Here is a 26,812-nt window from a genome sequence, read left to right as displayed (position 1 = left end):
AACGTTCAGGCAGACGGTTTATCGGACGGCTTATCGACTACCGGGAAGTAGAGGATCACCTCCGTCCCCTCCCCGGGACGGCTCTTCAGCTCAATCTCCCCCCCGTGCATTTTGACGATGTCCTGGACGATGGCCAGTCCCAGCCCCCGCAGGCCTTCCTCGGCATGGGTGCTGAAGAAAGGTTCGAAGACTTTCTCGTGGAGTTCCGGGGGGATGCCAGGCCCCCCGTCCCGGACGGACATGGCCACAGCGTTCCTTACCGGCACAAAACGGGCGGACAGGACAATGCCGCCTCCGTCCGGCATCACCTCCAGCGCATTCTGGATCAGATTGAACAGGGCCGTCTGGGTCCGGTGACGGTCCAGGTAAAGTGCGGGCACTCCGTCTTCGATCCTTACGGTCAAAGAAACGCCGGTGCTCTGAATCAAGGGTTCCACCAGGGCCGAGGTCTCTCCGAAGAGGTCCTGGACCGACAGTGCCTCCACATGGGGCTCCGGCAGCCTCGTGGCGCGGCGGATATTCTTGATGACGAGATTCAGTCGCTGGGTCTGCTGGACGATCAGCTCCAGTTTGCGATGCACGTCCGGCGGCCAGCCGCCCCGCTCCAGGAGAAGCTGCGCCATACCGGCGATGGAGTGGAGAGGGGTCCCCAGATCGTGGGCCAGCGTAGCCGTCAGGTATCCCAGGGCGGTGAGCTGCTGGAGCTGGTTGACCTGCTTGGTCAACTGGACCACTTTCGAAGTTGCCTCCTGGACCCGCTGCTCCAGGCGCCGGGTCAGCTGCTGGTTTTCCCCATGGACCCGCTGTATCTCGTCGGCCATGGAGTTGAAGTGCTCCGCTACGTATCCCCACTCGTCCTTCCATCGGGCGGAAATTCTCTTTTTATACAAGCCTCTCGGGAACTCGTCGATGGCCTCGACGATCACCTTGAGGGGCCGATCGATGATCCAGCCGTAGATGAAGGCGAGCACCAGGAGGATCCCCGCCAGGAGACCCGCCGTACTGTAAACGAGCAGCATCCTGGCCCGGGAGAGAATCTCCTCCCGGGACTGGGAAAAGGAGATGACTCCTACGACGATCGGTCCCTCCCGATCCGTAAATGGATACAGGAGGCCGAGGGCAGGACCGCTGTCGGTGGCCAGCTCGGTATATTTCGGCTGCGACTGCTCCAGGGAGGACAGCACCGCTGAATCGGGCCACTCGTACTGAAGGCGGCTCGCCCCGGCGACGTAATCCGCATCCGTACGGTCTTTGTTGATGGTGAAAATGTCGATCCGCGCGAAGCGAAGATCCGCCTGGATCAGGTCCTTGAGCGTCAGATCCAGGGCGGACAGTCCCTGGCGGGTGGGAAAATGCTGGTAGTACGTGTGGACGGTCTCCGCTACGTCATAGAGCCGCTTGATCTGCTGTTCGAAAAGAATTCTTTCCAGGACACGAAGTTGAATCCACCCCCAGACGGACATCGCCATGACAAGGCCGGCCAGGGTTACAACGAGAATGCGGACGCGTACGGTCATGGGGCTCTCCAGGTCATGATTCCGTTTCGCTGTTCCTTATCATAAACGGCCCCGGATGCAACAGGATCCGGCCGGCCTGTCGGGACGCCCTGGATGGCGAACGGTGAAAGCAACGCCGCAGACAGCTCCTTTTCAACAGCCTGCCAATAGATCACCTCTTCAGGCTGTTCAAAAGGGGTTGGATGCAAGGCGCCCGAAACCCTGAGCCGCGAGGCGTACCATTGCGTACGTCGAGCGGCGAAGGATGAGGGCAACGAAGCAGACAGCTCCTTTTCAACAGCCTGCGAAAAAAAAGGCACACCGGCGAACCGATGTGCCTCTTCGAGAATGATTTCTCGATACTGTACTCTTCGAGCTTACTTCTTGTCTGCGGGCGCAGGAGCGGGCGCTTCTTCGGCCTTCTTCTCGGCCTTCTTGGCCTTCTTGGCCTTCTTGGCCTTCTTCACCTTCTTCTCGGCCTTCTTGTCGGCCTTCGCATCGGCCTTCGCATCGGCCTTCGCATCGGCTTTCGCCTCAACCTTCGCAGCCTCGGCCTTCGCCGGGGCAGCCGCCTTCTCGGCCGCGATCGCGGACGTCGTGAAGAGGAACACAAACCCAACCAGCAACAGCACCAAACGTTTCATCTACTTGTACCTCCTTCATGGAATTTTGTTTTATGTTTCCGTTTCTCCCGTAGAAGAACGGTCCCATACAATCTGTATCCGTCCTATCTCGGCGGCGCGACTGTCGCGGGTTTCCCCTTGGCGTCCGCCTTTTTCCGAGAAACGGCGTTCGTTACCCGGATGGCCACATCCTGATTCTCTTTCTTCACATAGGATACGGTCACCTTGTCTCCGACGTTCACCGTCACCGGCTTCTCCAGGATGAACTGCATGGTCTCAACCGTAGCGGAATTGCCCTTGACCGGCCGTTCAATCCGGATCATCCCCTCGGTTACCTCGACGACGACGCCGCTGGCGTGCATCCTCGTTACCTTCGATGATTTCGCCTTCCCGGGAGCGGCCTTGATCGGCTCGGCCTTAACGGCCGGCTTGGAGGTCTGCTCGGCGGCAATTCCCATTCCGTACATTACCAGGGCCGCAGCAATCGCCAGTACAACCAGACGTCTCACGAAACAGGTGCCTCCATATCGATTTGGCCTTTATACTGCAACCGTCATGCCACGGTGGGATGATGCGAAGGGAATCGCGCTAACGGTATGTCGTTATTGGTTATTTTAAGTAGGGATCCGTGTTGGCGTTTGGGCTGGAGACCGGACAGGCGTCGACTTTTTCCCCGGGGAATGGGGAATTATGCATCAGTGTTCCAATCCTCGAGAAGTCCCATTGCCTTGAGATTTCCCACCGTCCGCCAGAGATTTCGTTCGCTGTGGGCCTCCACGGTCAGGAGGGGCCTTCGCGGCAGGGAACGGAGCCGCTCGAAGAATCCGGGAAAGGGGAAATTTCCGTCGCCGACTGGCAGATGCTCGTCCGTCCGGCCGGCGTTGTCGTGAAGATGGACATGACCCAGAAACTCTTCCAGTTCGTCCATCCATTCCACCATCGTGGCACCGGAAAAGGCGTTGCCGTGGCCGGTATCGAAACAGAAGCAGGAAACCGAAGGGTCCAGGGCGGACAGCAGGGGCTTCAGCTGGACCGGGTGGGTTTCATAGACGTTTTCCAGGGCGATCCTCGTTCCCCTTTCCCGGGCAAAGGCCTCGAAATGCCGCCAGGTCCGGATGCTGTTTTCCAGCCAGGCACCTTCCTGGGAAATGTAGTAGCGGGGATCGAAGGCGGGATGGCAGACCACGACCCTGGGCTGAAACAGGGGGACCAGTTCGAAGACCTGCTCGATCCGGCGGACGCTGACCCGGCGTATCTCCGGATCCACCGCGCCCGGCCGCAGGTCGATGAAGGGGGCGTGAAACGTGACGGGAACACCGGCGGCCCGGAGCCGGCCGGCGACCTGTTTGAAATCGTCCCTCCCGAAGGTTTCCAGCGCGGCATGACTGATGGAAATCTCCGGCTGCAAGCCCTTCTCGATCATGAACTCCAGGTAACGGTCCCTGAGGAGCGCAAACGGGACATGCACATGAATCTGCTGAATGATTTCCTGCATGATTCTCCACCCGGCGGCCGGCTGCCTGCTGTCGGGTCGTTTACCACAACCGCCCCGCATTGTCCAAGAGCGGGAGAGGGAGATTTGCGTTGACATGGAGTGGTGGGGCTGCTATTAAATTTCCGAAGTGATTTCCTCTGGATGGGATATCGGATGTGTCCGGGATCCCCCTCCGGACAATCGGAAAGGAGACTCGATTGGCCCCCGAGCAGAACGACTCCCGAGCACTGGCCCTCCACTGCGTCAATGCCTGCCTTACCAAGAAAGCACAAGACCTGACGATTCTGGACGTCAGGAGCCTCTCCTCATTCACCGACTATTTCATCCTCTGCACCGGCCAATCGGACCGCCAGGTCCAGGCCGTCTGCGCCGCCGTGCAGGAATATATGAAGGAGAGGGGGATACGCCCCCTGGGCATCGAGGGCGAGCGACACGGGCGATGGGTCCTCATGGATTACGGAGACGTGGTGATCCACATCTTCTATGAGACCGTGCGGGAGTTGTACGACCTGGAACGCCTGTGGTCGGAGGCACCGCAATGGAAGATCCCCGACGACGTCACCCACATGGACGTTCTCGAGGAGGTCCCGGGGCGTTGAAGTCCTTCCTGGCGGGGCTTGCCGACCTGGTTTTTCCGCCCCGCTGCGTTTCCTGCAGCGGCGAACTGGAAAGCGGGGCGCGTTTCTCCCTCTGCGAAGGATGCCGGACCGGGATCGGTTACATTCATTCCCCCTTCTGCACGGTCTGCGGAGAGCCCTTCGAATCGGATGCGGAAAAAGATCATCCCTGCGGCTCCTGCCTGGTCAGCCCTCCTCCTTTCGTCACCGCACGCTCCCTGGCACGTCACGATGGAATCCTGATGGCCATGATCCATCGGCTCAAATACCGGGAGCAGTCCCGCCTGGCATCGCCCCTGGGACGCCTTCTGGCTGCCGGCGACTATCCGGGCCTGCGGATCGGGGAGGCCTCCCTCGTCGTCCCGGTGCCCCTTCATCTGCGGCGCCTGCGGCAGCGGGGTTTCAACCAGTCCCTCCTCCTGGCGAAGGCCGTCGGGAAGCGCCACGGCATCCCCGTCGACGCCCGTTCGCTCAGGAGACCCGTCCCTTCCGACCCGCAGGTATCCCTCGGCAGGAAGCAGAGGGAACGAAACGTCCGGGGCGTCTTTACCGTGGGGAGCGCGGAGCGGATCAAGGGAAAATGTATCCTCCTGGTGGACGACGTCTATACGACGGGGAGCACCCTGAAGGAATGCGCCCGGGTTCTCCTCCGGGCCGGTGCCCGGGAGGTCAAGGTCCTCACCTTGGCGCGATCGGTGGACAACCTCCATCCGCACGGGGAGAATTTGAAAAATGGTGGCCGGGAAGCCTGATGTCCCGGCCAACATGAATCGGAAACGGAGAATCTCATGAACAAGATTCTGGACCGGCAGACCCTGAAACAGGTTCTCGAAGAGCTCCGCGAACAGGGCAAGCGGATCGCCTTCACCAACGGCTGCTTCGACATCCTCCACGTGGGCCACATTCGCTACCTGAGAGAGGCGAAGAAGACAGCCGACATTCTGGTCCTGGCCCTCAATTCCGACCGCTCCGTCCGCTCCATCAAGGGGGAGCGGCGACCCATCGTCCCCGAGAAGGAACGGGCCGACGTCATGGCGGCGCTGGAGATGGTGGACTATGTCACCGTCTTCGACGAGGACACACCGGGCGAGCTCATTGCCTTCCTGGAACCGGACGTCCTCATCAAGGGAGGGGACTGGAGCGCGGAGACAGTGGTCGGGCGGGACGTGATCAAACGCCGGGGAGGAAAGATCGTGATCGTGCCCCTTACGGAGGGCGTCTCGACGACGAATGTCATCGGGAAGGTTCTCGAGGTCTACGGCACCGAGACAAAGTGACTCCCCCGGCCGGCCCCGAGCCGGGTGAGGCCTCTCCGGGGCCGCCTCCTGACGGGACGCACGCTCCTCTGTTCCGCTCGCACATCGCCGTGCGGTGAACCGACGGCGGGCCCCGTCAGATGTTCATCTGCCGGGGCGAGTGGCGGAGAATCCGTCCCGGCAGCTCTCCCGTATGCTCCCCGCCGTCGATCACCACCCGTCCGTTCACGATGACCTGCCCGATACCCACCGGGTACTGGTGAGGGTTCTCCCAGGTGGACCGGTCCATGATGCGGGCGGGATCGAAAACCACGATGTCCGCGAACCATCCCTTCTGAATACGTCCCCGCCCGGTCAGCCCGAACTTCTCCGCCGTGAGGGAGGTCATTTTTTCGATGGCCCGTCCCAGGGACATGATCTTTTCATCTCGGACGTAGCGGCCCAGCATGCGCGGGAATGTTCCGTAAGAACGTGGATGCGGCTTGTCCCGGGAGAGAAGGCCGTAGGGGGCCAGGGCCCACCCGTCGGATCCGATCACGACCAGGGGGTGGAGGATGATGCGCTTGAAGGTCTCCTCGTTCAGGGAAAAATTGATCATTCCCACCTGGTCGTTCTCTTCCACAACCAGATCGAGAATGAAATCGAATGGTTCCCGTCCGGATTCCCGGGCTGCCTGGAGGATCGTCTTGCCTACCAGGCGGCTGTTTTTCTCTGTCAGGACGGAGGCGATCTGAATGCTGTCCCAGCTTCCCAGCTTCTCCTCCTGCCGGAGGAGGTGTTTTCTCAGTTCTTCCCCCCGGTTGGTGTCCCGGACCCGGAGCAGGTTTTCCCGGATGGACCCGTCCTTGACCCAGCGCGGGAAAAACACGCTCAGGAACGTCGAGGTGGCCGTGTAGGGGTAGCGGTCCGCCAGGATGTCCAGTCCGTGTGCCCGGACCTCCGAGATACGGGAGAGGACCTGGTGAACCTTGGGCCAGTTCCTGGGATAGGCCAGCTTGAGGTGGGAAAGCTGAAGGCTGACCCCTGCGGCCCGGGCCACCGCGATGGACTCCTCAACCGATTCCGCCAGGAAATCCCCCTCGTCCCGCATATGGGTCGTATAGACACCGCCCCAGTGGGCCACGACGGAGCACATGGCGATCAACTCTTCGGGGGAGGCGAACATGCCGGGGGCATAAATCAGGCCGGTGGAAAGGCCCATCACGCCACTCCGCATGGCGGCATCGAGGAGTTCCTTCATGCGCTCGATCTCCCCGGGACGGGCGGCCCGGTCGTCGGGGCCGACCACGGCCTGCCGCAGGCTGCCATGCCCCAGAAAGGTGGCGTAATTGACGGCCATCCCCCGGTCGGCAAGGGCATCGAAAAAACCGTTCACTCCCTCCCAGGTTAGATCGATCCCGTAGCGATCCCGGAGCAGCCGCTCCTTCTCGGAGCGGAAGGCGCCCACCATGGGAAACAGGGTGAATCCGCAGTTCCCGGCGATTTCCGTGGTCACGCCCTGCCGGATCTTGCTCTCCGCCCGGGGATTGACGAGCAGTTCCAGGTCCGTGTGGCTGTGGGGATCGATGAATCCCGGGGCGACGGCCAACCCGCGGGCGTCGATCACCCGCCGGGCGCGCTTCGGGGCGATACCCGGCGCGATCAGAACGATGCGGTCCTCCCGGACGGCCACGTCGGCATCCAGGCCCGGCGTCCCGAGTCCGTTGAAGACGTGACCTCCCTGGATGACGAGGTCGAATTCCCTGTCCGTTTTTCCTGGATTCATGACGGGTGTCCGTCCCGGTTTGAGAAACCCGCCGGCCGCGGTGCCGGCCTGCGGAGGCCCAATAGAGCAGAAAACGGAAAAAAAGGAAAGTTGGAAAAGACAGGGGCCGGGAGCCCGGAATCCCCGGCAGGTCGTAAACTTCCCGTTGCAAGATGAAGCACACGTGGTATATACGGTGCGGCTTGAGCGCCTTTGCGAATTTCGGCGGAATCGCCGTCCGGACCTGACGGCCCGGCGGTTCGGTTGGTGAATGCAATCACGAGGAGGCACACACCATGGCTGATCCGGCACAGCAGGAAGCCTTTGTCAAAGCGATCCAGGCCAAATTCGAAAAGAAGATGAGAGAAAACGAAATCGAGCAATTGGAATACTGGAAAGGTCATCTGGAGCGCCTCGCCGTCATGAAGCCCGAGGGCGTCGGCGCCCTGCAGTTGCAGATACGCAAGATTGCGGACATGATGGCGAACCGGATCCGGACGGTCAAAAGGGAATCCTGATGAAAGACCTCGCCAATTTCCTCTTTGAAGTAGGCATGCTCCAGCGGACGCCCCGAACGGGCTTCCAGTTCCTGGGTTCCGGCGGGGAGTCCGTGGCGGAGCATGTACTGCGGACGCTCTTCATCGGTTATACCCTTTGCCGCCTGGACGAACAGGCGGACCTCCGGAAAGTCCTGCAGATCTGCCTGTTCCACGACCTCCCCGAGGCCAGGACGGGAGACATGAACTATGTGAACAAGAAGTACGTCACCGTGGACGAGGAAAAGGCGGTTGAGGACCTGGCGTCCACCCTCTTCTTCGGCGAGGACATTCGCGAGGCTGTCCGGGAATTCAATGAAAAGAGGACCCGCGAGTCGCTGATCGCCCACGATGCAGACCAGTTGTCGCTCATCCTGATCCTGAAGGAATGCGGCGATCTGGGAAACAAGTACAGCCCGGAGTGGATTTCCTATGCCCGCAAGCGCCTCTGCACGGACAACGGCCGGAAGCTCGCCACTGCGATCCTGGAGACGGAATGGTCCGACTGGTGGTTCAAGGAAAAAGGCGACTGGTGGGTTAACGGCAACCGGGGCTGAATACGCGAAAGGAGAAGCCATGAACCGCAAGCGATTCTTGCTCACCATCATCACGGGTCTCTGCGCGATCCTGCTGTGGGGATGCGCAACCACACAGGAGAAAACGGCGAATGCGGACCGGCACCTGCGCATGGCCCTGGCTTACATGACTTCCGGCCAGTTCAGTCCCGCCCTCAAGGAGCTTCTGGAAGCGGAAAAACTGACCCCGGACAATCCGAAAATCCATTACGCGATCGGCCTCGTCTACATGGAAAAGAACATGCCATCCCAGGCCATAAGATCCTTTCTCCGGGCTCTGGAATTGAAGCCCGACTACTCGGAGGCCCACGTCTCCATCGGAACGATTTACTACTCGACAGGCCGCCTGGACGAGGCCATTGTATCCTTCAACCGCGCGATATCCAACCCGGTTTACGAAACGCCGGGCCTCGCCTTCTACAATCTGGGACGCACCTACGCCAAAAAGAAGGACAATCCGATGGCCCTTCGCATGTTTTCAGAAGCGATCCAGCGCGACCGCGGCGGTTACCTCGTTCCCCTGGTCGAATTCCATATCGGCCTCGTCCGGATGGGAGAGGGCGACTGCAACAAGGCCGTCGGCCACTTCGGGAAGGCGGTGGAACTGTCGCCGGCCTATGCGGAAGCACACTTGAAGCTCGGTGAATGCCAGCTTCGCCAAGGCAGGAAGACGGAAGCCGCCAAGTCTTTCGAGACGGTCGTTCAGCAGGCACCGAACAGCGATTTCGCCGCCCGGGCTCGGGAATTCCTGAAAACCCTTTCCCGCTGAGGATCCTCATGGCATCGAAGAAACAGAAACGCTCGATGGAAGTCCGAACCCGAAAAAAGAAAAAAGGATGGCGGACGCTTGCCCTGTCCGCTATCACCCTGGCCGTGGTGGGTCTCCTCATCTTCTTTTTTGTGACCCTCTTCGACGCCCTTTTCCCGACCTCCGGCAAGGGAACAGCCCAGAGAAAGGAGAAGCGGGAGGTCGTTCTGTACTTCTCGGACGCCAATGAGCGGTTCCTCGTCACGGAGAAGCGATTCGTTCCGAAGGAGGCGACGGATGAAGAGCAGGCCCGGGAGATCGTCAAGGCCCTCCTGTCCGGTTCCAAGACGGGAAACATGGCGACCCTGCCGTCGAAGGCGGACGTACAGGGCGTCCGGATCCGGGAGGACGGAACGGCGGAGGTAAGCTTCACCAAGACCCTCGTCAGCGCCCACCCCGGCAGTGGGACGAGTGAAATGGCAACGGTCTTTTCGCTGACGAATTCAATCTGTACGAATCTCCCCGCGGTCAAGAGAGTCCGGATCCTGCTGGACGGCAAGGAACTGGCTTCCATCCGGGGACACATCGATACGCGGAAGCCCTTCACACCGCGGAACCTTACGGCACCGGGCGCCAAGTCCTGAACGGAGCGATCAGCGGCCGATCCCGGAACATCCGGCATCGACGCTGAGAAACGGATATGACAGTCAAGACGAAACTCTCCAGGATCCGGAACATCGGCATCATCGCCCATATCGATGCGGGAAAGACGACCGTGACGGAGCGGATTCTCTATTACACGGGCCGTTCCTACAAGATGGGCGAGGTACATGACGGGGAAGCGGTCATGGACTGGATGCCCCAGGAACAGGAACGCGGCATCACCATCACGGCGGCGGTGACGACCTGCAACTGGGATAACCACGAGATCCACATCATCGACACTCCGGGCCACGTGGATTTCACCATCGAGGTGGAGCGGTCCCTGCGGGTTCTCGACGGGGCCGTCGTGGTCTTCTGCGCTGTCGGCGGCGTCGAACCCCAGTCGGAAACGGTCTGGCATCAGGCCGACAAATACGGCGTTCCGAAGATCGCCTTCGTCAACAAGATGGACCGTATCGGCGCCGACTATTCCCGAACCCTGGACATGATGCGGGACCGGTTCTCCTCGCTTCCTCTCCCGATACAAATTCCAGCAGGACAGGAAGACGGGTTCCAGGGCATCGTGGACTTGATCCGCCGCAAGTTCATCACCTGGGACAACAGCACCCAGGGACAGAACTACACCGTCCAGGACGTTCCGGAGGCGTTTGCCGGGGCGATGCAGGAGCATCGGGACCGGATGATCGAGATCCTGGCCGATCTGGACGACGGCATTGCCGAGAAGTACCTGGCCGGCGAGGAAATCGGCGAGGAGGAAATCCGGGAGGCCGTCCGCCAGGCGACGCTTTCCCTTCGGGCCGTCCCGGTGATGTGCGGCACCGCCTTGCGGAACAAAGGCATCCAGCCGCTCCTCGACGCAGTGGTCCACTACCTGCCCTCCCCCGTGGACGTCCCTCCGGTCCGGGGCCATCATCCCGTCACCCATGAAGAAGAGGTCCGTCCCAGCAGCGCCTCGGAGCCGCTGTGCGCCCTGGCTTTCAAGGTTCAGCTCGACGAAGGGCGAAAAATCACCTATCTGCGCATCTACTCCGGTCAGATCAAGGCCGGCGGCGAGATCTACAACGCCGGCAAAGGCCGGAAGGAAAAAATCGCCCGCCTGTTGAAGATGCACGCCAACAAGCGGGAACGCGTCGAGACGGCCACTGCGGGCGACATCATCGCCGTTGTGGGCCTCAAGGACACCACGACCGGCGACACGATCTGCGACGAGGGTCATCCGATCCTCCTGGAGCCAATGGACGTCTACGAACCGGTCATCAGCCAGGCCATCGAGGCAAAGACCCCGGCGGACCAGGAGCGGCTTATCGTAGCCCTGGCAAAGTTCGTCGACGAAGACCCCACCCTGCGGGTGAAATACGACGACGAGACGGCCCAGACAGTGATCTCGGGCATGGGGGAACTGCACCTGGAGATCATCATCGACCGCCTGATCCGGGAGTTCAACGCCCATGTCAACGTCGGCAAGCCGCGGGTCGTTTACCGGGAAACGATCCAGAAGCGCCTGGAACTGGACGGCGTCTTTGAAAAGGAACTGGGGGACCGCCGTCACTTCGGATCCGTGCGGCTCCGCCTGGAGCCTCAGGAGCGGGGGGCGGGCAACGACATCGTCAACCGCATCGACTCCGTCCAGGTGCCGGAGGAATTTCATCACGTTCTGATCGAGGGCGTCCGGGAGGCCATGTTCAGCGGCACCGTGGCCGGTTACCCGGTTATCGATGTCAGGGTGACCCTGCTGGGGGGCTCGTACCGGGACAGCGAATCCTCTCCACTCGGCTACAAGATCGCCGCCTCCACGGCGTTCCGCGAGGGCTTTTCCCAGGCGGATCCGGTGCTTCTGGAGCCGCTCATGCTGGTTGATATTCTCTCCCCCTCGGAGTTCATGGGCGAGGTGATCGGCGACATCAACGCCCGGAAAGGGGAGGTTCAGGCCATCGCACCCCGCGGTCCCATCAGCGAAATCCGAGCGAAGGTGCCCCTGCGGGCCATGTTCGGATACTCGACCGATCTCCGCTCCGCCACCCAGGGTCGGGCGACGTTCTCCATGCATTTTCTCGAATTCGGCAGGAGCGGATCATAACCGGGGAGCAGGCCGCTCCGGAGGACCTCTGCCACCATGAAAACGCTGGGCAAGAAACTCAACCGCCTGTATAGCCTCCCTGCCATCCAGGTCGCCCTGCTCACCCTGAGCGTCGTCGTCTTGAGCGCCCTGGCGGTCCACTACTTCGAGCACCTCCGTCAGGAAGCGAATATCACGTCGGTCTGGGACGCGATCTGGTGGTCCATTGTCACGATGGGTACCGTCGGATACGGCGACAAGTATCCCGTCTCCGTCGGGGGCCGCCTGGTAGGAATCCTCGTCATCCTGTCAGGGGTGGGCCTGATGTCCCTGTTCACGGCCACCATCGCGTCCCTGTTTGTTGAGAAGAAGATCAAGGAGGGAAAGGGGTTGGACACGTTCAAGGAAAAGGACCATATTGTCTTGTGCGGATGGAACCAGCACACGGAAGAGTTGTTGAACGGCCTGATCCGCCAGGGTCTTGCGGGTGAGAAACCGCTCGTTCTTATCAATGAGCTTTCCCCGGACGAGCTCGACCCCCTGCGCGTGAAATACCATGACCTGAAGTTCATCCGGGGCAACTTCGTCCAGGAAGAGGTTCTGATGCGGGCCAATATTTCCCGGGCCGCCTTTGCGATCCTTATGGCGGACCTGTCGGGAGGCCACCCCCGGGATCGCGTGGACGAGCGGACGACGTTGACGGCCCTGACGATCCGCTCCATCAACCCCCAGATCCGGATCATCGCCGAGCTTCTCAACAGCGAGAACAAGACCAGCCTGAAACGTGCCCATGTCGACGAGATCATTGTCCGGGGTGAGCACATCGGTGCGCTGATGGCCAGCGCCGTCGACTCGCCGGGGCTCCCCAGGATCTTTTCGAACCTGATGGCCCTGGGCGACACGAACAAACTCTGGCGCGTCGATATCCCCCGGGCCTTCGTCGGGAAAACATACAACGAACTGGCAGATCATTTCCGGGATCAGCATCACGCCATTCTCCTGGGCATCATCAGGGACAAGGCCGCCATGAAGCTGGAGGACCTGCTGTCGGACAACACCTCTGTCATCGATACCTTTATCCGGGAGAAGATCCGCGAATCCAAGAAAGACTTCTACTACGAGCAGGACGAGGCCAAGCTGTCCATCAATCCCGACGGCGGCTATGTGATTTCGCAGGACGACCATGCCATCGTTCTGTCCCGGAAAAATCCACGCTCCGGTTGACTCCCGGACCGTAAAGCGACAAGGAAAGGCCGGCCATGAATGAAGACAGCGTTTCCTTCCTGCAGGAACCGGAACTCTTCCGTGATCTGAAGGCGGAACAAATTCGCGAACTCATTGACATCTCCCGCCGTGTAACATTCCGTGCCGGGGAGATCATCATGCGGGAAGGCGAAGAAGGCGACACGCTCTACATCATTCTCGACGGTACCGTGGAAGTGGTAAAAAGCCTCGTTCTCCCGGGGATGGAAGAAGATGATGCGGCGGACAAAAGCAAGGTTTTCACTCGCCTGGGCGCCCAGGACCATGCTGTGTTCGGTGAAATCGCCCTCCTGGAAAAGCAGAAGCGAACGGCCACCATCACGGCCTTGACGGACTGCGTGCTGTATGAAATCCGAAAGGATGATTTTCTCCGGATCGCCGAGGAGGATACCGCCCTGGGTTATCGCGTGGCCCTGAATCTGGCCAGGATTGTCAGCACCCGTCTGCGGAAGGCCGACGAGGATACCATCAAGCTGACAACGGCATTGAGCATTATTCTGAAACAGACGTGACGGAAACGATGAAAAACGAAAACGGAAAGCCCCGGCCATGAAACCCGAAGGAAAGAAGCCTGCGGAACGCTGGTCAAAGCCTATCCTGGACAAGGACAAGGTTCTGGCCAGTATTTTTCGCATCAGCACGCTCCTGACCACCCCTTCCCGGGTTGATGAAATCCTGGAAAAAATCCTCGACGAAGTGGTCGGCACCATCGGATTCGACCGGGGGATCATCCGTCTCTTCGACGAAACAAAGCAGTTTCTTCACGCCAAGGTGATGAAGAACTACACGCCGGAGGAGCGCAGCCGGGTCTTCTCCGCCCCTCTGGACATCCAAAAGGACGATTGCATGGCCGTGAAGGTGGCCCTGTCCGGGGAGCTCATGACCATCGAAGACGTGGCCAACGACGACCGCGTCACCGACCTGGACCGATACCTGACAAAGATCATGGACGAGGGATCCATCTTCATCGCCCCTCTGAAGATCGACCAAGAGGTAATCGGGATTCTCGCCGGGTTCAGCCGCGAGCATGTCACCTTCTTCGCGGAGGAGATCCGTCTTTTCCTCACATATGCAAGCCAGATCAGCATCATCATTCACGCCACCCGCCTTCTGGAGACCAACGCCGAAAAAATCCGCCAGCTTCTTGTCCTGGAGCAGGCCGTTTCGGAAATGAACGAGAGTTACACGCTGGATCACCGGATCATGGATATCATGATCGTGAACGCCCTCCGCATCGCCGCAGCGGAGCGGGTCCTCGTCTATTTCCTGGACGTGGCAAAGGAACGGTGCCTGATCAGCGACGGCGAGACGGTCTTCATTCACGATCAGGCGACCTGCGACGAAAAGATCGGCAACGGGCTGATCAGGCAGGCCCTGGAGGCCAACACGATCCTGGTCTCCACCGACCAGGCCCGTCGGGAAGGAAAACCCCTTTTTGACGACTGTCCCTCCGAGATCGCCGTACCGTTCAATATCCGCGACAAGTTCCGGGGCGCCCTTTACCTGGCCAAAAAATCCGGGGGGTTCTCGCCGGACCAGAAAAACCTGCTGGACATCCTTGTGAAGAATGCCGCGACGACTTACGACAACGCCATCATGCACTCCATCCTGTCACTGGAGGCAAAAACCCTCAAGTCCGAGGTTGAGAAGCTGCGCGAGAACCAGGAAATTCTGCTTGGGTACCATAACATCCTTGGCAAGTCGGAGCAGATGATCGACATTTTCCACATGATCGAGGACATTGCCGGGCACGATACGAATATCCTGGTCCAGGGGGAAAGCGGTACGGGGAAGGAGCTCATCGCCCGGGCGATCCACCGGCAGAGCAACCGCAAGGGAAAGCCCTTTGTCGATGTCAACTGCGCCGCCATCCCGGGTCCTCTCCTGGAGAGCGAACTTTTCGGTTACGAAGCAGGGGCATTCACGGATGCCAAGAAAAGGAAGATCGGCCTCCTCGAATCGGCCCAGGGCGGGACGATGCTGCTGGATGAAATCGGAGACATGAGCTTTCCCCTGCAGGCGAAATTTCTGCGCATGCTGGAAGACAGACACATCCGCCGGCTGGGGGGCACGGAAAACATTCCCATCGACGTTCGTTTCGTTTTTGCAACCAACAGGGACCTCAACAAGATGGTGGCGGACGGCCAGTTCCGTGAGGACCTCTTCTACCGGATCAGCGTCGTCCCGGTCGCACTCCCCCCCCTTCGCGAGCGGACGCCGGATATCCTGCTTTTGGCTCGTTACTACGTGGACGAGTTCAATCGGAAATTCCGCAGGAATGTCCGCGGATTCACGAAGGAAGCCCAGGAAGTTCTCCAGAATTACCCCTGGCCCGGCAATGTCCGGGAGCTGCGGAACATCATTGAGCGGATCATGATTATGCAGAATATCGGTCCGTTTATCACGGTGGCCAACCTGCCCATGGAAATGAAAGCCGCGTCGACGGCCGGGATGCCAAAGATCTCTCTGGACAATTTCTTTTCTCAACTGTCCATTGGAGGGATCCATTACGACGAAGTTGTGGAAAAAATCGCTCACGAAATTCGAGAAAAAATCATCACCCAAGCCCTCGAACAAAGCTCAGGGAACAAAGCCAAGGCCGCGAAATTAATAGGTGTATCGAGATACAAATTCATCCGGGAAGAAAAGAAGCTCTTCAGTCAGAACAAATCCACACCGTAACTGTGCGATTCTCGCACACGCGTTCACATTGCGCACTACATCATATTCAACCATTATATCAATAAGTTATACACTCATGACGAAAACCGTGTGCGCCATTCGCACAGATTGAGTTTCAGAATTCTCTATCTCCTGCCTCCGCTCTGTCATTCCGCAGCAAAACAGCAACTCTACACGCGGCTATTTATCTTATATATTCAGATAGATACACATATTTCGTTCTTTTTCTTTCTCTCCATCGACCTTCTGGCATTGATATTGCGAAGCACATAAACAAACAAACCCGAGCACCATTGGGAGATATAAGAAAACAAGAATCTGGCAACGAATGTACAAGAGCTCAACGGACAAAGGAAAGCGCAAGAGTTCGAACATTGATTCGGTGTCTTCAGTCATTCAGGGTAACGGTCAAGGATTAACGGAAGAAGAATTTTTCCTGTCTGCAGAAGGCGGGAGTGACAGCCGGGCAAAGAAAGAACAGGACGAAGAAAAGAAAGGAGATATTCCAAAAGAACAGAGTATCCGCTTTTTTCTTCCAGAGTAGTTTTGACGCGACTGCCGAGTGTGATGATTGTTTTTAATCGGTGGGTGGTTTCTGTTCCCTCCTTTCCACCCACCGACCCCCTAAAGAGAATCCGGGAGGTGTGGGTTACCGGTTACCTCCCGGTTTAATACGGGGTGGATGGTTTTCAGGTTCCCTCCTTTTCCATCCACCCTTTTTTTATTTTCCTTTCAACCCCCTCAATCAATCCGAAGATCAATATCCCTCTTCCCCTTCTGCACCTTCCGAGGAATTGACCTTATGGCGGAAAACCCGATAGACCCAGATCTGGTATGCGACCACCATCGGAACGAACACCAGGGCCACAATAGTCATGATCTTCAGTGTATAGAGGCTCGACGAGGCATTGAAGAGGGTGGCGCTGTACGCCGGATCGAGCCGGGAAGGCACCAGATTCGGATAGATTGAGGCGATGCCCGTGGAAATGGTGAAAAGAACCGCCGTGCAAGAGGCCAGAAAGGCTGCCAGTGGACGGCTGCGTCCCAGGAAGAAACGGATTCCCGCCAGTGCGGCCAGCGCCGCCAGTGGAAATCCGAGAAGAAGGGGAAAGGAAACGAAATTGCGGTCAAGCCCCGTGGACGAAGCCGTATAAAGGAGAAAGAGGAAAAGGAAAACCGCCAGGGCCGCCCAGGCTTTCCCGGCAAATTCCGCCGCCCGGACGGCCAGTCCGCCTTCGGTCTTCCAGGCAACCCACAGGGAGCCGTGAACGGCAAAAAGAAGCAGGAACAGGAATCCCGTGAGGAGCCCGTAAAGGTTCAGAAGCCCGGCGATCCCTCCCGTATAACCGTTGGCGTCGATGGGCAGACCGATGAAAAGATTCCCGAAGGTAACCCCGAACAGAAACGCGATCAGGGTGCTGCTGATGGAGATCGCCGTATCCCACCGCCGTTTCCAGGATTCCGACGTTCCCTTCTCCCGAAACTCAAACCCAACCCCCCGGACGATCAGCGCGAACAACACGAGCAGGAGCGGCGTATACAGAGCGCTGAACAGGAGGGCATAGACTCCGGGGAAGGCGGCAAAAGTGGCCCCGCCCGCCGTCACGAGCCACACCTCGTTTCCATCCCAGACGGGACCCACCGTGCGGAGCATCACCCGCCGCTCGCCTTCGTCTCCGCCCAAGACAGGGAGAAGGATTCCCACACCCAGGTCGAAGCCGTCGGTCATGAAATAAACCGCCCACAGCAGGCCCCATAGAAAGAACCAGATCACCTGATATTCCATATCATGCCCCCTCCGGACCGATCGCCTCTGCCGGGGCGGGCTCTGGCCCCTTCCGGGCAAATTTTGCCAGCAGGTAAACATCCAGGAGCCCAAGAAACCCGTAAAACAGCGTAAATCCGGCAAGGGACAGGATCACCTGCTCCGTCGCAACGTTGCGGGAGACTCCCTCGGCGGTCCTGTAAACGCCATAGACGAGCCAGGGCTGGCGGCCTACCTCCGCCACCGTCCATCCGAGCTGGGCGGCGATATAGGGCAGCGGGATGGCGTAAAAGAGAATCTTGAGGAACCATGGGTATCCATCGAGCTTATCCTTCCAGACGAGAAACAGGGCCAGACCCGACAGGAGAACAAAGAGCCCCCCCAGGGCAACCATCGTCCGGAAACTGGCAAACACCTCCATGACGGGTGGCCGGTTCTCTTTCGGGAACTCCTTGAGTCCCTTCACCTCCGCCTTGAAATCGCCGAAGGAAAGAAAGCTGACGATGCCGGGAATGGGAATCGCCTCCACGGCGTTTCGCTCGTTCTTCGTGTCGGGAATGAGGAGCACGTAGAATGGCGCGGCGCTCCTTGTTTCCCAAACGGATTCCATGGCGGCCAGCTTGGTCGGCTGAACTTTCGCCACGTCCTTGGCGGCGAAATCGCCGGCTGCGATGATCAGGATGGAACTGGCGAGGCCGAAGACGGCGGCCATGCGGAACGAGGCCGTGAAGAGAGGCCGCTCGTTTTTCCGGAGCAGGTGCCAGGCCGAAATCCCCAGGACGAAGAAGGCAGCCACGACGTATCCCGACAGGACCGTGTGGAAGAATTTCCACCAGGCGTAACTGTTGGTCACGAGGGCCCAGAAATCGACCATCTCGGCGCGGCCGTTCCGGATCACATAGCCGACCGGATGCTGCATCCAGCCGTTGGCCAGCAGAATCCAGAGGGCCGAAAGGTTGGTGGCGAAGGCGACCATCCACATGGCGAAGGCGTGCACGCGCTTCGACACCCGGTTCCATCCGAAGATCCAGAGCCCGATGAAAGTGGATTCCAGGAAGAAGGCCACCGTCGCCTCGATGGCCAGCGGAACGCCGAAAACATCGCCGACGAAACGGGAGTATTCCGCCCAGTTCATGCCGAACTGGAACTCCATGGTGAGTCCCGTGACGACGCCGAGGATGAAATTGATGAGGAACAGCTTTCCCCAGAAGCGGGTCATCCTCAGGTACATGGGATTCCCCGTGGCGACCCAGCGGCTTTCCATGAAGGCCACCAGGATGGACAACCCCAGGGTCAGCGGAACGAACAGGAAGTGGAAACCGGCTGTGGCGGCAAACTGCAGGCGGCTCAAGGCAAGAACGTCCATCTCGTCAGACCTCCCCGGGAGCGAACAGCGCGGTCATGATAAACATACGGGGCCTATTTTGCAAGCATCCCGGCATATCCTGCAATCAGAAACCGGACTGAAGCGGGAGTGTGGAAAGTGCGGCAACGATCAGCTTGCGGGTGCGGGGGCGTGTCCGGGCAACTCCGGTGGGGAGTGGACCTTGTAACCGGGATTCCTTGACACATCCCTGTTTCATCCCGTATGGATTCAGTCATGCCCATCCGGCACAAACCGGGTCGCGTAAAATGAACGATGGAGGAGCAAACTCGCATGGCCCGTGAAATCGAGCGCAAATACCTCGTCTGCAACGATTCCTGGCGCTCGGATGACGACGGCGTCCTGTATCGACAGGGGTATCTCCGGTCGGATGTTACCTGTGTCGTCAGGATCCGGATTTGCGGGGAAAAAGCCTTCCTGGCCGTCAAGTCCCTCCTCTCGGGGCTGACCCGCCTCGAATACGAGTATCCCATCCCGCAGACCGATGCCGAAGAGATGCTGGAGCGGCTCTGCCCCCGGCCCTGGATCGAGAAACGGCGCCGACGTGTCCGTTATGGCGGCCTGACCTGGGAAATCGATGAATTTCTGGGCGACAATGAGGGGCTGATTCTGGCGGAGGTCGAGTTGGAGCGGGAAGATCAGCCGGTGTCGGCGCCTCCGTGGGCGGGAAAGGAAGTCTCGACGGATTCCCGTTATTTCAACGTGAACCTGGCTCAAAATCCCTACCGGCTGTGGACGACGGACGGCGATCCGTCCGGAAGGGCCTGAACGCCGGGGAACGAATGACCGGACGCGCAAGGAGGACGTCGTGCCGCATATTCGTGTGAACGATCTGAATCTCTATTTTGAGGCCTCGGGGTCGGGAGAGCCCCTTGTCTTTCTGCACGGACTGGGGTCGAGCACCCGCGACTGGGAACGGCAGGTAGCGTTTTTCTCCAGTTGCTTCCAGGTTGTAACCTTCGACAGCCGGGGACACGGAAGGACGGACAAGCCGAAGGGGCTTTACAGCATCCCCCAATTCGCACAGGACGCGGCGGCGTTCCTGAAGGCCGTCGGGGCTGCACCGGCGCATATCGTGGGCCTGTCCATGGGGGGAATGACGGCTTTCCAGCTAGCCGTCGACGAACCGGAACTCGTGAAGAGCCTGACCGTCGTCAACAGCGGGCCCGCGCTCGTCTTGACGAGCAGCCGGGACCGGCGGGCGTTCTTTCTCCGTCGTCTCATTGTGCGCTTCCTGGGGATGCGGAAGATGGGGACTATTCTGGCGGATATGCTGCTTCCGGAATTGCACCAGAAGGATCTGCACGACACCATGGTCGCCCGCTGGGCGGATAACGACCGGAGGGCCTACCTGGCCTCCATGAAGGCCCTCACGGGCTGGAGCGTGGCCGACCGTCTCGGGGAAATCCGCTGTCCTGTCCTCATTGTCACGGCAGACCAGGACTACACGCCCGTTTCCCTCAAGGAGGCCTATGCCCGGCAGATTCCCGGGGCTGAACTGGCCGTGATCCGGAAGTCGCGCCACCTCACTCCGATCGACCAGACGGAGGCCTTCAATGAAGTCCTCCTGGGATTCCTGTCGAGCCACGCCGGCGTCGCCTGCATTGCGGGCGTCCGGCGTGAACACCCGTAACCTGCGGCTCCCGCCGCAGCGATGCCGCCCACCCTACCCTCTCCAGGCCTCCGCCTCGGTCCAACGGGCAAAGAGACGCTCCCGGCGCCGGAACTCGGCGGAGTGAATGACCCGTCGCCCGTTCTTCACGCCGGCTCCCAGATCGGCATGGAGCATCTCGTGATAGACCACATACTCCAGCACGTAGAAGGGAACGGTTTTCCGGTCCAGCCACGGATGAATGCGGATCGTCCCCGTCCGGCTGCTGTAGCTTCCCAGAATCCGGCGCCGGACGCGGCGGGACGCCCTTCCCTGGCCCCAGGTGATGGGAACCGAGATACGGTTTTCAAAATAGATTCGATTCAGCTCGTCGAAAATGACTTGGAGATTATAGTGCCTTCCCTGCGGCTGGATGCGAACGGATCGTGTGGAGGGTTCGGGCTGGTCCCGCAGGTGGCCGCGGATAAAATCCCCCAGGATCGGGCCGGGGCTTTTCCGCGTGCGGGCGAAACGGACGACCTCGCGGAGGACCTCGTCGCCGGCATCGAGGAAGATGCGGTGGAGCCGCAGTCGGACACCGTCGGGGGCCGTCCGGACACGAATCATCGAGACGTGATTGTCTGTGAGGATAAGATGGACGGGGCGGCGCAGGCTTGTCTCCAGGCGCTCCCGAAGGTCCCGCGCCCCCGTAACGAGAGGAAGGGAAAGCTGCTCCATGAATCCACCGGCAGGCCTGGCGCTCTTCCGGCGGGTCGGAACGGTGGTCCGTGTCACTTGTCGCGCTTCTTGATCCGGTTCTTTTCGTCCACGAAGACGCACTTGGGGGACCACTTCTTCGCCGCCGCATCATCCACCGTGACATAGCTGGCGATGATGACCAGGTCGCCCCGGGAGACTTTCCGGGCCGCCGCGCCGTTGAGACAGATGACGCCGGACCCGGCCTTCCCGGTGATCGCATAGGTGGTGAACCGCTCCCCGTTGTCAACGTCGTAGATCGCCACTTTCTCGTAGGGGAGGATGTCCGCCGCCTTCAGGAGTTTTTCGTCGATGGTAACGCTGCCCTCGTAGTGAAGGTCCGCATCGGTGACCGTGGCCCGGTGGATCTTCGATTTCAGCATGAACCGTTGCATGGCGCGCCCCTTGTCCTTACATATTCATTGTTTTTCGTTTTCGGGTCCCCCGGGCACCTATAGCTCCAGGGGCTCTCCGAAAACGGAATTGTCGATGAGCCTTGTGTTCCCCACCCGCACGGCCAGAGCCATGACGCAGGTTCCCTCGATCCGCTCCACATCTTTCATGGTGGCCGTGTCGCAGATCTGGACGTAGTCGATCTTCGTGAAGGGGTGGGATGAAATGAATGCCTTCGCTTCCGCGATGATGGCTGCCGCGTCCCGCTCGCCGCCTGCGTACCGCTCCTGGGCCCTCTTGAGGGAGCGGGAAAGGCTGAGTGCCGACTCCCTCTCCTCCGGCTTCAGGTAGGTGTTCCTTGAACTCATGGCGAGGCCGTCGGCCTCCCGGGTGGTCTGCATGGCCACCACGTCCAGGTCCATGTTGAGGTCCTCCACCATCCGCCGGATCGCGGCGAGCTGCTGGAAATCTTTCTTCCCGAAAATGGTGACGTGGGGCTTGACGATGTTGAACAGCTTGCAGCAGACGGTGGTGACGCCCCGGAAGTGCCCGGGCCGGGAGAGACCGCAGAGGTTGTCGGTCACTTCCTCCACGTTGACATAAGTCTGGTAATGGGGGGGGTACATCTCCGGGTTCGACGGGAAGTAGATCACGTCCACCCCGACGGATTCAGCCAGCCGGCGGTCCCGGTCGAAGTCCCGTGGATAACGGTCCAGGTCCTCCGCGGGGCCGAACTGGGTCGGGTTCACGTAGATGCTGACCACCAGGCAGTCGGCGCGCTCGCGGCCTTCCCGCATGAGGTCGAGGTGTCCCTCGTGAAAGAAACCCATCGTGGGAACAAAGGAGATCGTCTTTCCCTGTCTTCGGAGCGACTCCGAGAAAGTCTGCATCTCCCGAACCGTTTCGATGATCTGGATCATCTCCGCAATCCCCCAAAAATAAAGCCTCGCCGTCGGGAGACGGGAGGCCGGGTTTACTGCGGATCAAATCTTTTGCCTGACCTTTCCGTCTCAGTCCGTCCTGCGGATCCAAGCGGCCAGTGACGCCGTATCAAACAGGGTCTCCGTTGTCAAGTCCTTTTCGAGCGGCGTCCAGAAGAAAGGCGCTGAGACGGCCGAACTCGGCGGGAGACAGGGTTTCTCCCCGGCGCCCCGGATCGATTCCTGCGGTTGTAAGCAGGCTCCCGAGATTGCAATTCCCGGGCAATCCCAGCGACACTCCTTTGAGATTGTTGAATATTGTCTTTCTCCGGTTGGCGAAGGCCGCCCGGACAAGTGCTGTAAAATACAGCTCTTCTCCGAATACGAAAGGCGATTCCTCAAGAAATTCGAAGCGCAGCACCCGGGAGTGGACCCGGGGAATGGGATAGAAACAGGTCGCCGGAACATCCAGCCGTTGGGTCACGCGGGCAAAGGCCGCCACCATGACCGACGGGATTCCGTACTCCTTCGTACCCGGGCCGGCCGCCAGCCGCGCTGCCAGCTCCTTCTGGAACATCAGGACCGCCGCCCGGATCCGCTTCCGGTGAGCCAGCAGATGAAACAGGATCGGAGTCGACAGGGAATAGGGAATATTCCCAACTACTGTGATCTTTTCCCCGCCCGCCTCGTCGGCGAGAAGCGAAAAATCGACGGCCAGGACGTCCCGCTGGAGAATCTCGACGTTGCCTCGATCATGGAATCGTTCCCGGAGGATTTCCGTCATCCGTGAGTCCACCTCAACGGCCAGGACATGGCCGGCTATCCCCGCGAGAAGCTCCGTCAGGGCCCCCGTTCCGGCCCCGATCTCGACCACCGTTCCGTCTTCGGCGACATCCGCCATGGCGGCGATCTTCTCCAGGATGTTGCGGTCCTGAAGAAAACACTGTCCCAGTCTCTTCCTGGGGCGGAGCCCCCGGGAGCGCAGGATTTTCCGGGGCGTGGTCATGTCTTTCCGGCCCTCCAGGCGGCAAGCAGCCGCCTCGTGACGAGATAGGCCGGCACGGCGAATGCCGGCGCAAACAGGAGGCCCCCGACCTGGAGGGGCAGGAGGATCTGCCAGCCCAGGCTCGCAAAGGCCGCCAGGGAATAATCGGGGAGAACCAGCGTACATCGCTCCATCCCCAGGAGAATACGCCCCGTCTCGTATTGGGTAACGTACAGAACCGGAATCGTCAGTGGATTGGAGATGAACCAGGACCCCAGGTAGGCTGCCGAGAGATGCTGGCGGAAAAGCGCGGATGCGGCCAGGACGAGGGTCGTGTGGAAGGGAATCGTCGGGGTTGTGCCGATAAAGACGCCGATGGCGACTCCGATGGCGATTCGCCTGGGATCCCCCCGGAGGCTCACGAACCGCCGGTAAAATCCTTCCAGGCTTTTTTTGAATGCGTTCATTGCGGCAAAGAAAGCGGCCACCGGGAAACGGCGTTCAGGTCGAAGGAATCCCGCATGCCCATGGTGAGCCGATAATCGCCGACTACGGCGATCATGGCGGCATTGTCGGTACACAGGACCGGTGGCGGGATGAGCACCTCAATCCCCCGCTCCCGGGCGTCTTCCTGGAAACGCGCCCGGAGCCGGCTGTTGGCGGCCACGCCCCCGCAGACCACCACCTGTTTCAGACCGTTCTCCCCCGCCGCGCGGAGGGTTTTCTCCACGAGCACGTCGACCACGGCCTCCTGAAAGCTGGCCACGACCCCCGGTATTTCGTCGGAGGCCGGCATTCCCTTCTGCTTCACGTGATTCAGGAGCGCCGTCTTGAGGCCGCTGAAGCTGAACTCCAGGCTGTCCCTCATGGCTCGGGGAAACGAAAAGGCGGACCGGTTCCCCTGTTTCGCCAGACCGTCGATGACGACGCCGCCGGGATAGCCGATGTCGAGGAGTTTCGCCGCCTTGTCAAAGGCCTCCCCGGCCGCGTCATCCCTTGTCTGCCCCAGGATCGTAAACCGCGTGAAGTCCTCCACCCGGTAAATCGTCGTGTGCCCGCCCGAGACAACGAGTGCCGCGAAGGGAAACGAAGGCCTCCGGTCCGACAGAAAGACGGCCGCCACATGTCCCTCCAGGTGGTTGACGCCGACGAAGGGCAGCCTCCGTCCGAAGGCAACAGCCTTGGCCGCGGAGAGCCCCACCAGGAGAGATCCCACCAGTCCGGGACCCCTTGTGACGGCGATTCCTTCAATCTCGTCCAGCGTCGTTCCGGCGTCATCGAGGGCCTGCAGGATCACCGCACCGATGGCCTCGATATGCTTGCGTGACGCGATTTCGGGAACCACGCCGCCGTATTTGCTATGAACGTCGATCTGGGAGGCGATCACGTTGGAAAGCATGATGCGCCCGTCCCGTACGACTGCCGCCGCCGTTTCGTCGCAGGATGTCTCAATGGCCAAAACCAGCATGGTACCGTTCTCCGGGGGTTTTTCGTTTACATTCAAGACGGGAGACTATATAGAATTCGCCGGACTTTGTAAAGTTAACGGGACGCTCGCCGTTCCGTGATCAAACCTGTGTCCGGACAGAACGAACGCAGACGGGAGCGCACATCTCATGGAAATACAGACGGACTTTCTCATCCTGGGCAGCGGGATTGCGGGCCTCAGCCTCGCCATCAAGGCCGCCGACCTGGGCAGTGTTGCCATTGTCACCAAAAAAGAAAAAATCGAGTCCTCCACAAACTATGCCCAGGGGGGCATCGCCGCCGTCCAGGCGGAGACAGACTCTTTTGCCTCCCATATTGAGGATACCCTCGTTTGCGGAGCGGGGCTCTGCAAGCCCGAGGTTGTAAAGTTCGTCATCGAAGAGGGACCGGAGCGGATCCGGGAACTGGTGGACTGGGGTGTCCAGTTCACCCGGGCCAAGGATCACCCCGACCGCTTCGACCTGGGCCGGGAAGGCGGACACAGCGCACGCAGGGTCCTCCACGCCCACGACCTGACGGGCCGGGAGATCGAGCGGGCCCTGTCGGAAATGGCCGGCACAAAACCGAACGTCCATATTTATGAAAACCATTTCGCCATCGACCTGATCCTCAAATCCCGCATCCCGGGTCAGGCATTCACGGACAGCGAACGCTGCCTGGGCGCCTATGTCCTGGACATCCTGCACGGCGAGATCCACACGTTCCGCGCCCGGTTCGTGATCCTTGCCACGGGAGGTACGGGAAAGGTCTACCTCATCACCACGAATCCGGATATCGCCACCGGCGACGGCGTGGCCATGGCCTATCGGGCCGGCGCCCGGATCGCCAATATGGAGTTCATCCAATTTCACCCGACCTGCCTGTACCACCCGGAGGCCAAGTCGTTCCTGATCAGCGAGGCGGTCCGCGGCGAGGGAGGGATCCTGAAGCTGAAAAGCGGCCTTCCATTCATGGACAAGTACCACCCCATGAAAAGCCTCGCCCCCCGGGACGTCGTGGCCCAGGCAATCGACACGGAGTTGAAGAAATCGGGGGACGAGTACGTCCTCCTCGACATTGCGCACCGCGACCGGAATTTCATCATCGGCCGCTTTCCACATATTTACGCCCGTTGCCTCGAATTCGGCCTGGACATCACCAGGCAGCCCATCCCCGTCGCCCCGGCGGCCCACTACCAGTGCGGGGGCGTAGCCGTGGATGCTTACGGTGAAACAAGCATCCAGGGCGTCTTTGCCTGCGGCGAGGTGTCCTGCACGGGTCTCCACGGGGCCAACCGCCTGGCCAGCAACTCCCTCCTGGAAGCGATCGTCGTCAGTCACCGGACGTTTCTCCGGATGAAGGAACGCTTGTCATCCATTGAAGAGGACCCCGTTCCCATCCCGGCCTGGGACCCCCGGGGCGCCACCGAAAGCGACGAATCCATCGTCGTATCGCACAATTGGGACGAAATCCGGTCGTGCATGTCCAACTATGTGGGAATCGTCCGCTCGGACAAGCGCCTGGAACGGGCAGAGCGGCGCGTGGAACTGATCAACCGGGAGATCGACGAATATTACCGGAACTTCCTGATCACGAGAGATCTGCTGGAACTCCGGAACATCGCCACGGTGGCGAGCCTGATCGTGAAGTGTGCCCGCCTGCGGAAGGAAAGCCGGGGGCTCCATTTCAACATCGATTACCCCGATCGAAACGACAGACACTGGCAAAAGGATACGGTTCTGGTCCAGCCGTCCCATTACCGGGGCAACTTCTCCAATCCCCTGGCGATCTGACCCG

The 26,812-nt window shown here is 60.1% G+C and carries 28 protein-coding genes; 15 read left to right on the top strand and 13 right to left on the bottom strand.

Annotation, left to right across the window (positions count from 1 at the left end):
• Positions 1 to 5 precede the first annotated feature (5 nt).
• The 4 genes from HPY65_00235 to HPY65_00220 all read right to left on the bottom strand — a co-directional run bounded on the left by HPY65_00235 (position 6) and on the right by HPY65_00220 (position 3,614).
• Positions 6 to 1,517 carry a hypothetical protein gene (locus tag HPY65_00235; GenBank protein NPU82887.1) on the bottom strand — a complete coding sequence of 504 codons (1,512 nt, stop codon included), beginning with the start codon at positions 1,515 to 1,517 and terminating at the stop codon, positions 6 to 8.
• 356 nt (positions 1,518 to 1,873) lie between these two features.
• Positions 1,874 to 2,140, bottom strand: a complete 267-nt coding sequence (locus tag HPY65_00230; GenBank protein NPU82886.1) for a hypothetical protein — start codon at positions 2,138 to 2,140, stop codon at positions 1,874 to 1,876.
• A gap of 83 nt (positions 2,141 to 2,223) precedes the next feature.
• Positions 2,224 to 2,628: a hypothetical protein gene (locus HPY65_00225; protein NPU82885.1), complete on the bottom strand. Its 405-nt coding sequence runs from the start codon at positions 2,626 to 2,628 to the stop codon at positions 2,224 to 2,226.
• Between the two features lie 179 nt (positions 2,629 to 2,807).
• The gene (locus tag HPY65_00220) at positions 2,808 to 3,614 is read right to left on the bottom strand and encodes a sugar phosphate isomerase/epimerase (protein ID NPU82884.1); all 807 of its coding nucleotides are present in this window, start codon (positions 3,612 to 3,614) and stop codon (positions 2,808 to 2,810) included.
• A gap of 227 nt (positions 3,615 to 3,841) precedes the next feature.
• Here HPY65_00220 and rsfS point away from each other — a divergent pair, with 227 nt between their 5' ends.
• The 3 genes from rsfS to rfaE2 are packed head-to-tail and all read left to right on the top strand — an operon-like array spanning position 3,842 to position 5,508.
• Positions 3,842 to 4,213 (top strand): ribosome silencing factor, encoded by a 372-nt coding sequence (gene rsfS / locus HPY65_00215; protein ID NPU82883.1) that lies wholly within the window; start codon positions 3,842 to 3,844, stop codon positions 4,211 to 4,213.
• Positions 4,210 to 4,983, top strand: a complete 774-nt coding sequence (locus HPY65_00210) for a ComF family protein (protein NPU82882.1) — start codon at positions 4,210 to 4,212, stop codon at positions 4,981 to 4,983. The genes rsfS and HPY65_00210 overlap by 4 nt, the downstream gene beginning before the upstream one ends.
• 36 nt (positions 4,984 to 5,019) lie before the next feature.
• Positions 5,020 to 5,508: a D-glycero-beta-D-manno-heptose 1-phosphate adenylyltransferase gene (gene rfaE2 / locus HPY65_00205; GenBank protein NPU82881.1), complete on the top strand. Its 489-nt coding sequence runs from the start codon at positions 5,020 to 5,022 to the stop codon at positions 5,506 to 5,508.
• 115 nt (positions 5,509 to 5,623) lie between these two features.
• Here the strand turns inward: rfaE2 and HPY65_00200 are convergent, their stop codons facing one another.
• Entirely contained in the window at positions 5,624 to 7,252 is a 1,629-nt protein-coding gene (locus tag HPY65_00200; GenBank protein NPU82880.1) for a D-aminoacylase, read from the bottom strand.
• Positions 7,253 to 7,527: 275 nt separating this feature from the next.
• Between HPY65_00200 and HPY65_00195 the strand changes: the two genes are divergently transcribed.
• From HPY65_00195 to HPY65_00155, 9 genes are all read left to right on the top strand, one after another.
• Complete coding sequence (locus HPY65_00195; protein ID NPU82879.1) at positions 7,528 to 7,749, top strand: hypothetical protein; 222 nt, start codon at positions 7,528 to 7,530, stop codon at positions 7,747 to 7,749.
• Complete coding sequence (locus HPY65_00190) at positions 7,749 to 8,324, top strand: HD domain-containing protein (GenBank protein ID NPU82878.1); 576 nt, start codon at positions 7,749 to 7,751, stop codon at positions 8,322 to 8,324. Before HPY65_00195 ends, HPY65_00190 begins: the two co-directional genes overlap by 1 nt.
• Positions 8,325 to 8,343: 19 nt before the next feature.
• Positions 8,344 to 9,111, top strand: a complete 768-nt coding sequence (locus HPY65_00185; GenBank protein ID NPU82877.1) for a tetratricopeptide repeat protein — start codon at positions 8,344 to 8,346, stop codon at positions 9,109 to 9,111.
• An 8-nt stretch (positions 9,112 to 9,119) separates the two neighbouring features.
• The gene (locus tag HPY65_00180; protein ID NPU82876.1) at positions 9,120 to 9,734 is read left to right on the top strand and encodes a GerMN domain-containing protein; all 615 of its coding nucleotides are present in this window, start codon (positions 9,120 to 9,122) and stop codon (positions 9,732 to 9,734) included.
• Positions 9,735 to 9,790: 56 nt separating this feature from the next.
• A complete protein-coding gene (fusA, locus tag HPY65_00175; protein NPU82875.1) occupies positions 9,791 to 11,830 on the top strand; it encodes an elongation factor G in 2,040 nt (679 codons plus the stop codon).
• Between the two features lie 36 nt (positions 11,831 to 11,866).
• Positions 11,867 to 13,033: a hypothetical protein gene (locus HPY65_00170; protein ID NPU82874.1), complete on the top strand. Its 1,167-nt coding sequence runs from the start codon at positions 11,867 to 11,869 to the stop codon at positions 13,031 to 13,033.
• A 35-nt stretch (positions 13,034 to 13,068) separates the two neighbouring features.
• Positions 13,069 to 13,584, top strand: a complete 516-nt coding sequence (locus tag HPY65_00165) for a cyclic nucleotide-binding domain-containing protein (GenBank protein ID NPU82873.1) — start codon at positions 13,069 to 13,071, stop codon at positions 13,582 to 13,584.
• Between the two features lie 37 nt (positions 13,585 to 13,621).
• The gene (locus HPY65_00160) at positions 13,622 to 15,754 is read left to right on the top strand and encodes a sigma-54-dependent Fis family transcriptional regulator (protein NPU82872.1); all 2,133 of its coding nucleotides are present in this window, start codon (positions 13,622 to 13,624) and stop codon (positions 15,752 to 15,754) included.
• Positions 15,755 to 16,082: 328 nt separating this feature from the next.
• Positions 16,083 to 16,298, top strand: a complete 216-nt coding sequence (locus HPY65_00155; GenBank protein ID NPU82871.1) for a hypothetical protein — start codon at positions 16,083 to 16,085, stop codon at positions 16,296 to 16,298.
• Positions 16,299 to 16,511: 213 nt separating this feature from the next.
• Here HPY65_00155 and cydB read toward each other — a convergent pair whose 3' ends face one another.
• Complete coding sequence (gene cydB / locus HPY65_00150) at positions 16,512 to 17,540, bottom strand: cytochrome d ubiquinol oxidase subunit II (protein ID NPU82870.1); 1,029 nt, start codon at positions 17,538 to 17,540, stop codon at positions 16,512 to 16,514.
• Between the two features lies 1 nt (position 17,541).
• The gene (locus HPY65_00145; GenBank protein ID NPU82869.1) at positions 17,542 to 18,885 is read right to left on the bottom strand and encodes a cytochrome ubiquinol oxidase subunit I; all 1,344 of its coding nucleotides are present in this window, start codon (positions 18,883 to 18,885) and stop codon (positions 17,542 to 17,544) included.
• A 291-nt stretch (positions 18,886 to 19,176) separates the two neighbouring features.
• On the opposite strand from HPY65_00145, the gene HPY65_00140 reads away from it, so the two are divergent.
• On the top strand, positions 19,177 to 19,671 hold the full coding sequence (locus HPY65_00140) for a CYTH domain-containing protein (GenBank protein NPU82868.1): 495 nt from the start codon (positions 19,177 to 19,179) through the stop codon (positions 19,669 to 19,671).
• A gap of 40 nt (positions 19,672 to 19,711) precedes the next feature.
• Positions 19,712 to 20,536 (top strand): alpha/beta fold hydrolase, encoded by an 825-nt coding sequence (locus HPY65_00135; GenBank protein NPU82867.1) that lies wholly within the window; start codon positions 19,712 to 19,714, stop codon positions 20,534 to 20,536.
• A gap of 33 nt (positions 20,537 to 20,569) precedes the next feature.
• Here the strand turns inward: HPY65_00135 and HPY65_00130 are convergent, their stop codons facing one another.
• The 6 genes from HPY65_00130 to tsaD all read right to left on the bottom strand — a co-directional run bounded on the left by HPY65_00130 (position 20,570) and on the right by tsaD (position 25,016).
• Positions 20,570 to 21,289, bottom strand: coding sequence for a M48 family metallopeptidase (locus HPY65_00130; protein NPU82866.1), 720 nt, complete (start codon positions 21,287 to 21,289; stop codon positions 20,570 to 20,572).
• The gene (locus HPY65_00125; GenBank protein NPU82865.1) at positions 21,286 to 21,645 is read right to left on the bottom strand and encodes an aspartate 1-decarboxylase; all 360 of its coding nucleotides are present in this window, start codon (positions 21,643 to 21,645) and stop codon (positions 21,286 to 21,288) included. The genes HPY65_00130 and HPY65_00125 overlap by 4 nt, the downstream gene beginning before the upstream one ends.
• Before the next feature lie 57 nt (positions 21,646 to 21,702).
• Positions 21,703 to 22,560: a pantoate--beta-alanine ligase gene (locus HPY65_00120; GenBank protein NPU82864.1), complete on the bottom strand. Its 858-nt coding sequence runs from the start codon at positions 22,558 to 22,560 to the stop codon at positions 21,703 to 21,705.
• Between the two features lie 133 nt (positions 22,561 to 22,693).
• Positions 22,694 to 23,569, bottom strand: coding sequence for a ribosomal RNA small subunit methyltransferase A (gene rsmA, locus HPY65_00115; protein NPU82863.1), 876 nt, complete (start codon positions 23,567 to 23,569; stop codon positions 22,694 to 22,696).
• Positions 23,566 to 24,015 carry a DUF2062 domain-containing protein gene (locus tag HPY65_00110; GenBank protein NPU82862.1) on the bottom strand — a complete coding sequence of 150 codons (450 nt, stop codon included), beginning with the start codon at positions 24,013 to 24,015 and terminating at the stop codon, positions 23,566 to 23,568. Before HPY65_00110 ends, rsmA begins: the two co-directional genes overlap by 4 nt.
• Positions 24,012 to 25,016 (bottom strand): tRNA (adenosine(37)-N6)-threonylcarbamoyltransferase complex transferase subunit TsaD, encoded by a 1,005-nt coding sequence (tsaD, locus tag HPY65_00105; GenBank protein NPU82861.1) that lies wholly within the window; start codon positions 25,014 to 25,016, stop codon positions 24,012 to 24,014. The genes HPY65_00110 and tsaD overlap by 4 nt, the downstream gene beginning before the upstream one ends.
• Positions 25,017 to 25,164: 148 nt before the next feature.
• Here tsaD and nadB point away from each other — a divergent pair, with 148 nt between their 5' ends.
• On the top strand, positions 25,165 to 26,808 hold the full coding sequence (gene nadB, locus HPY65_00100; GenBank protein NPU82860.1) for an L-aspartate oxidase: 1,644 nt from the start codon (positions 25,165 to 25,167) through the stop codon (positions 26,806 to 26,808).
• The last annotated feature ends 4 nt before the right edge of the window (positions 26,809 to 26,812 follow it).

The sequence above is a fragment of the Syntrophaceae bacterium genome (assembly GCA_013177825.1).
Classification (GTDB): domain Bacteria; phylum Desulfobacterota; class Syntrophia; order Syntrophales; family PHBD01; genus PHBD01.
The sequence above is the reverse complement of the archived record's forward strand: the minus strand, read 5'-3'. Positions and strand labels throughout refer to the sequence as shown.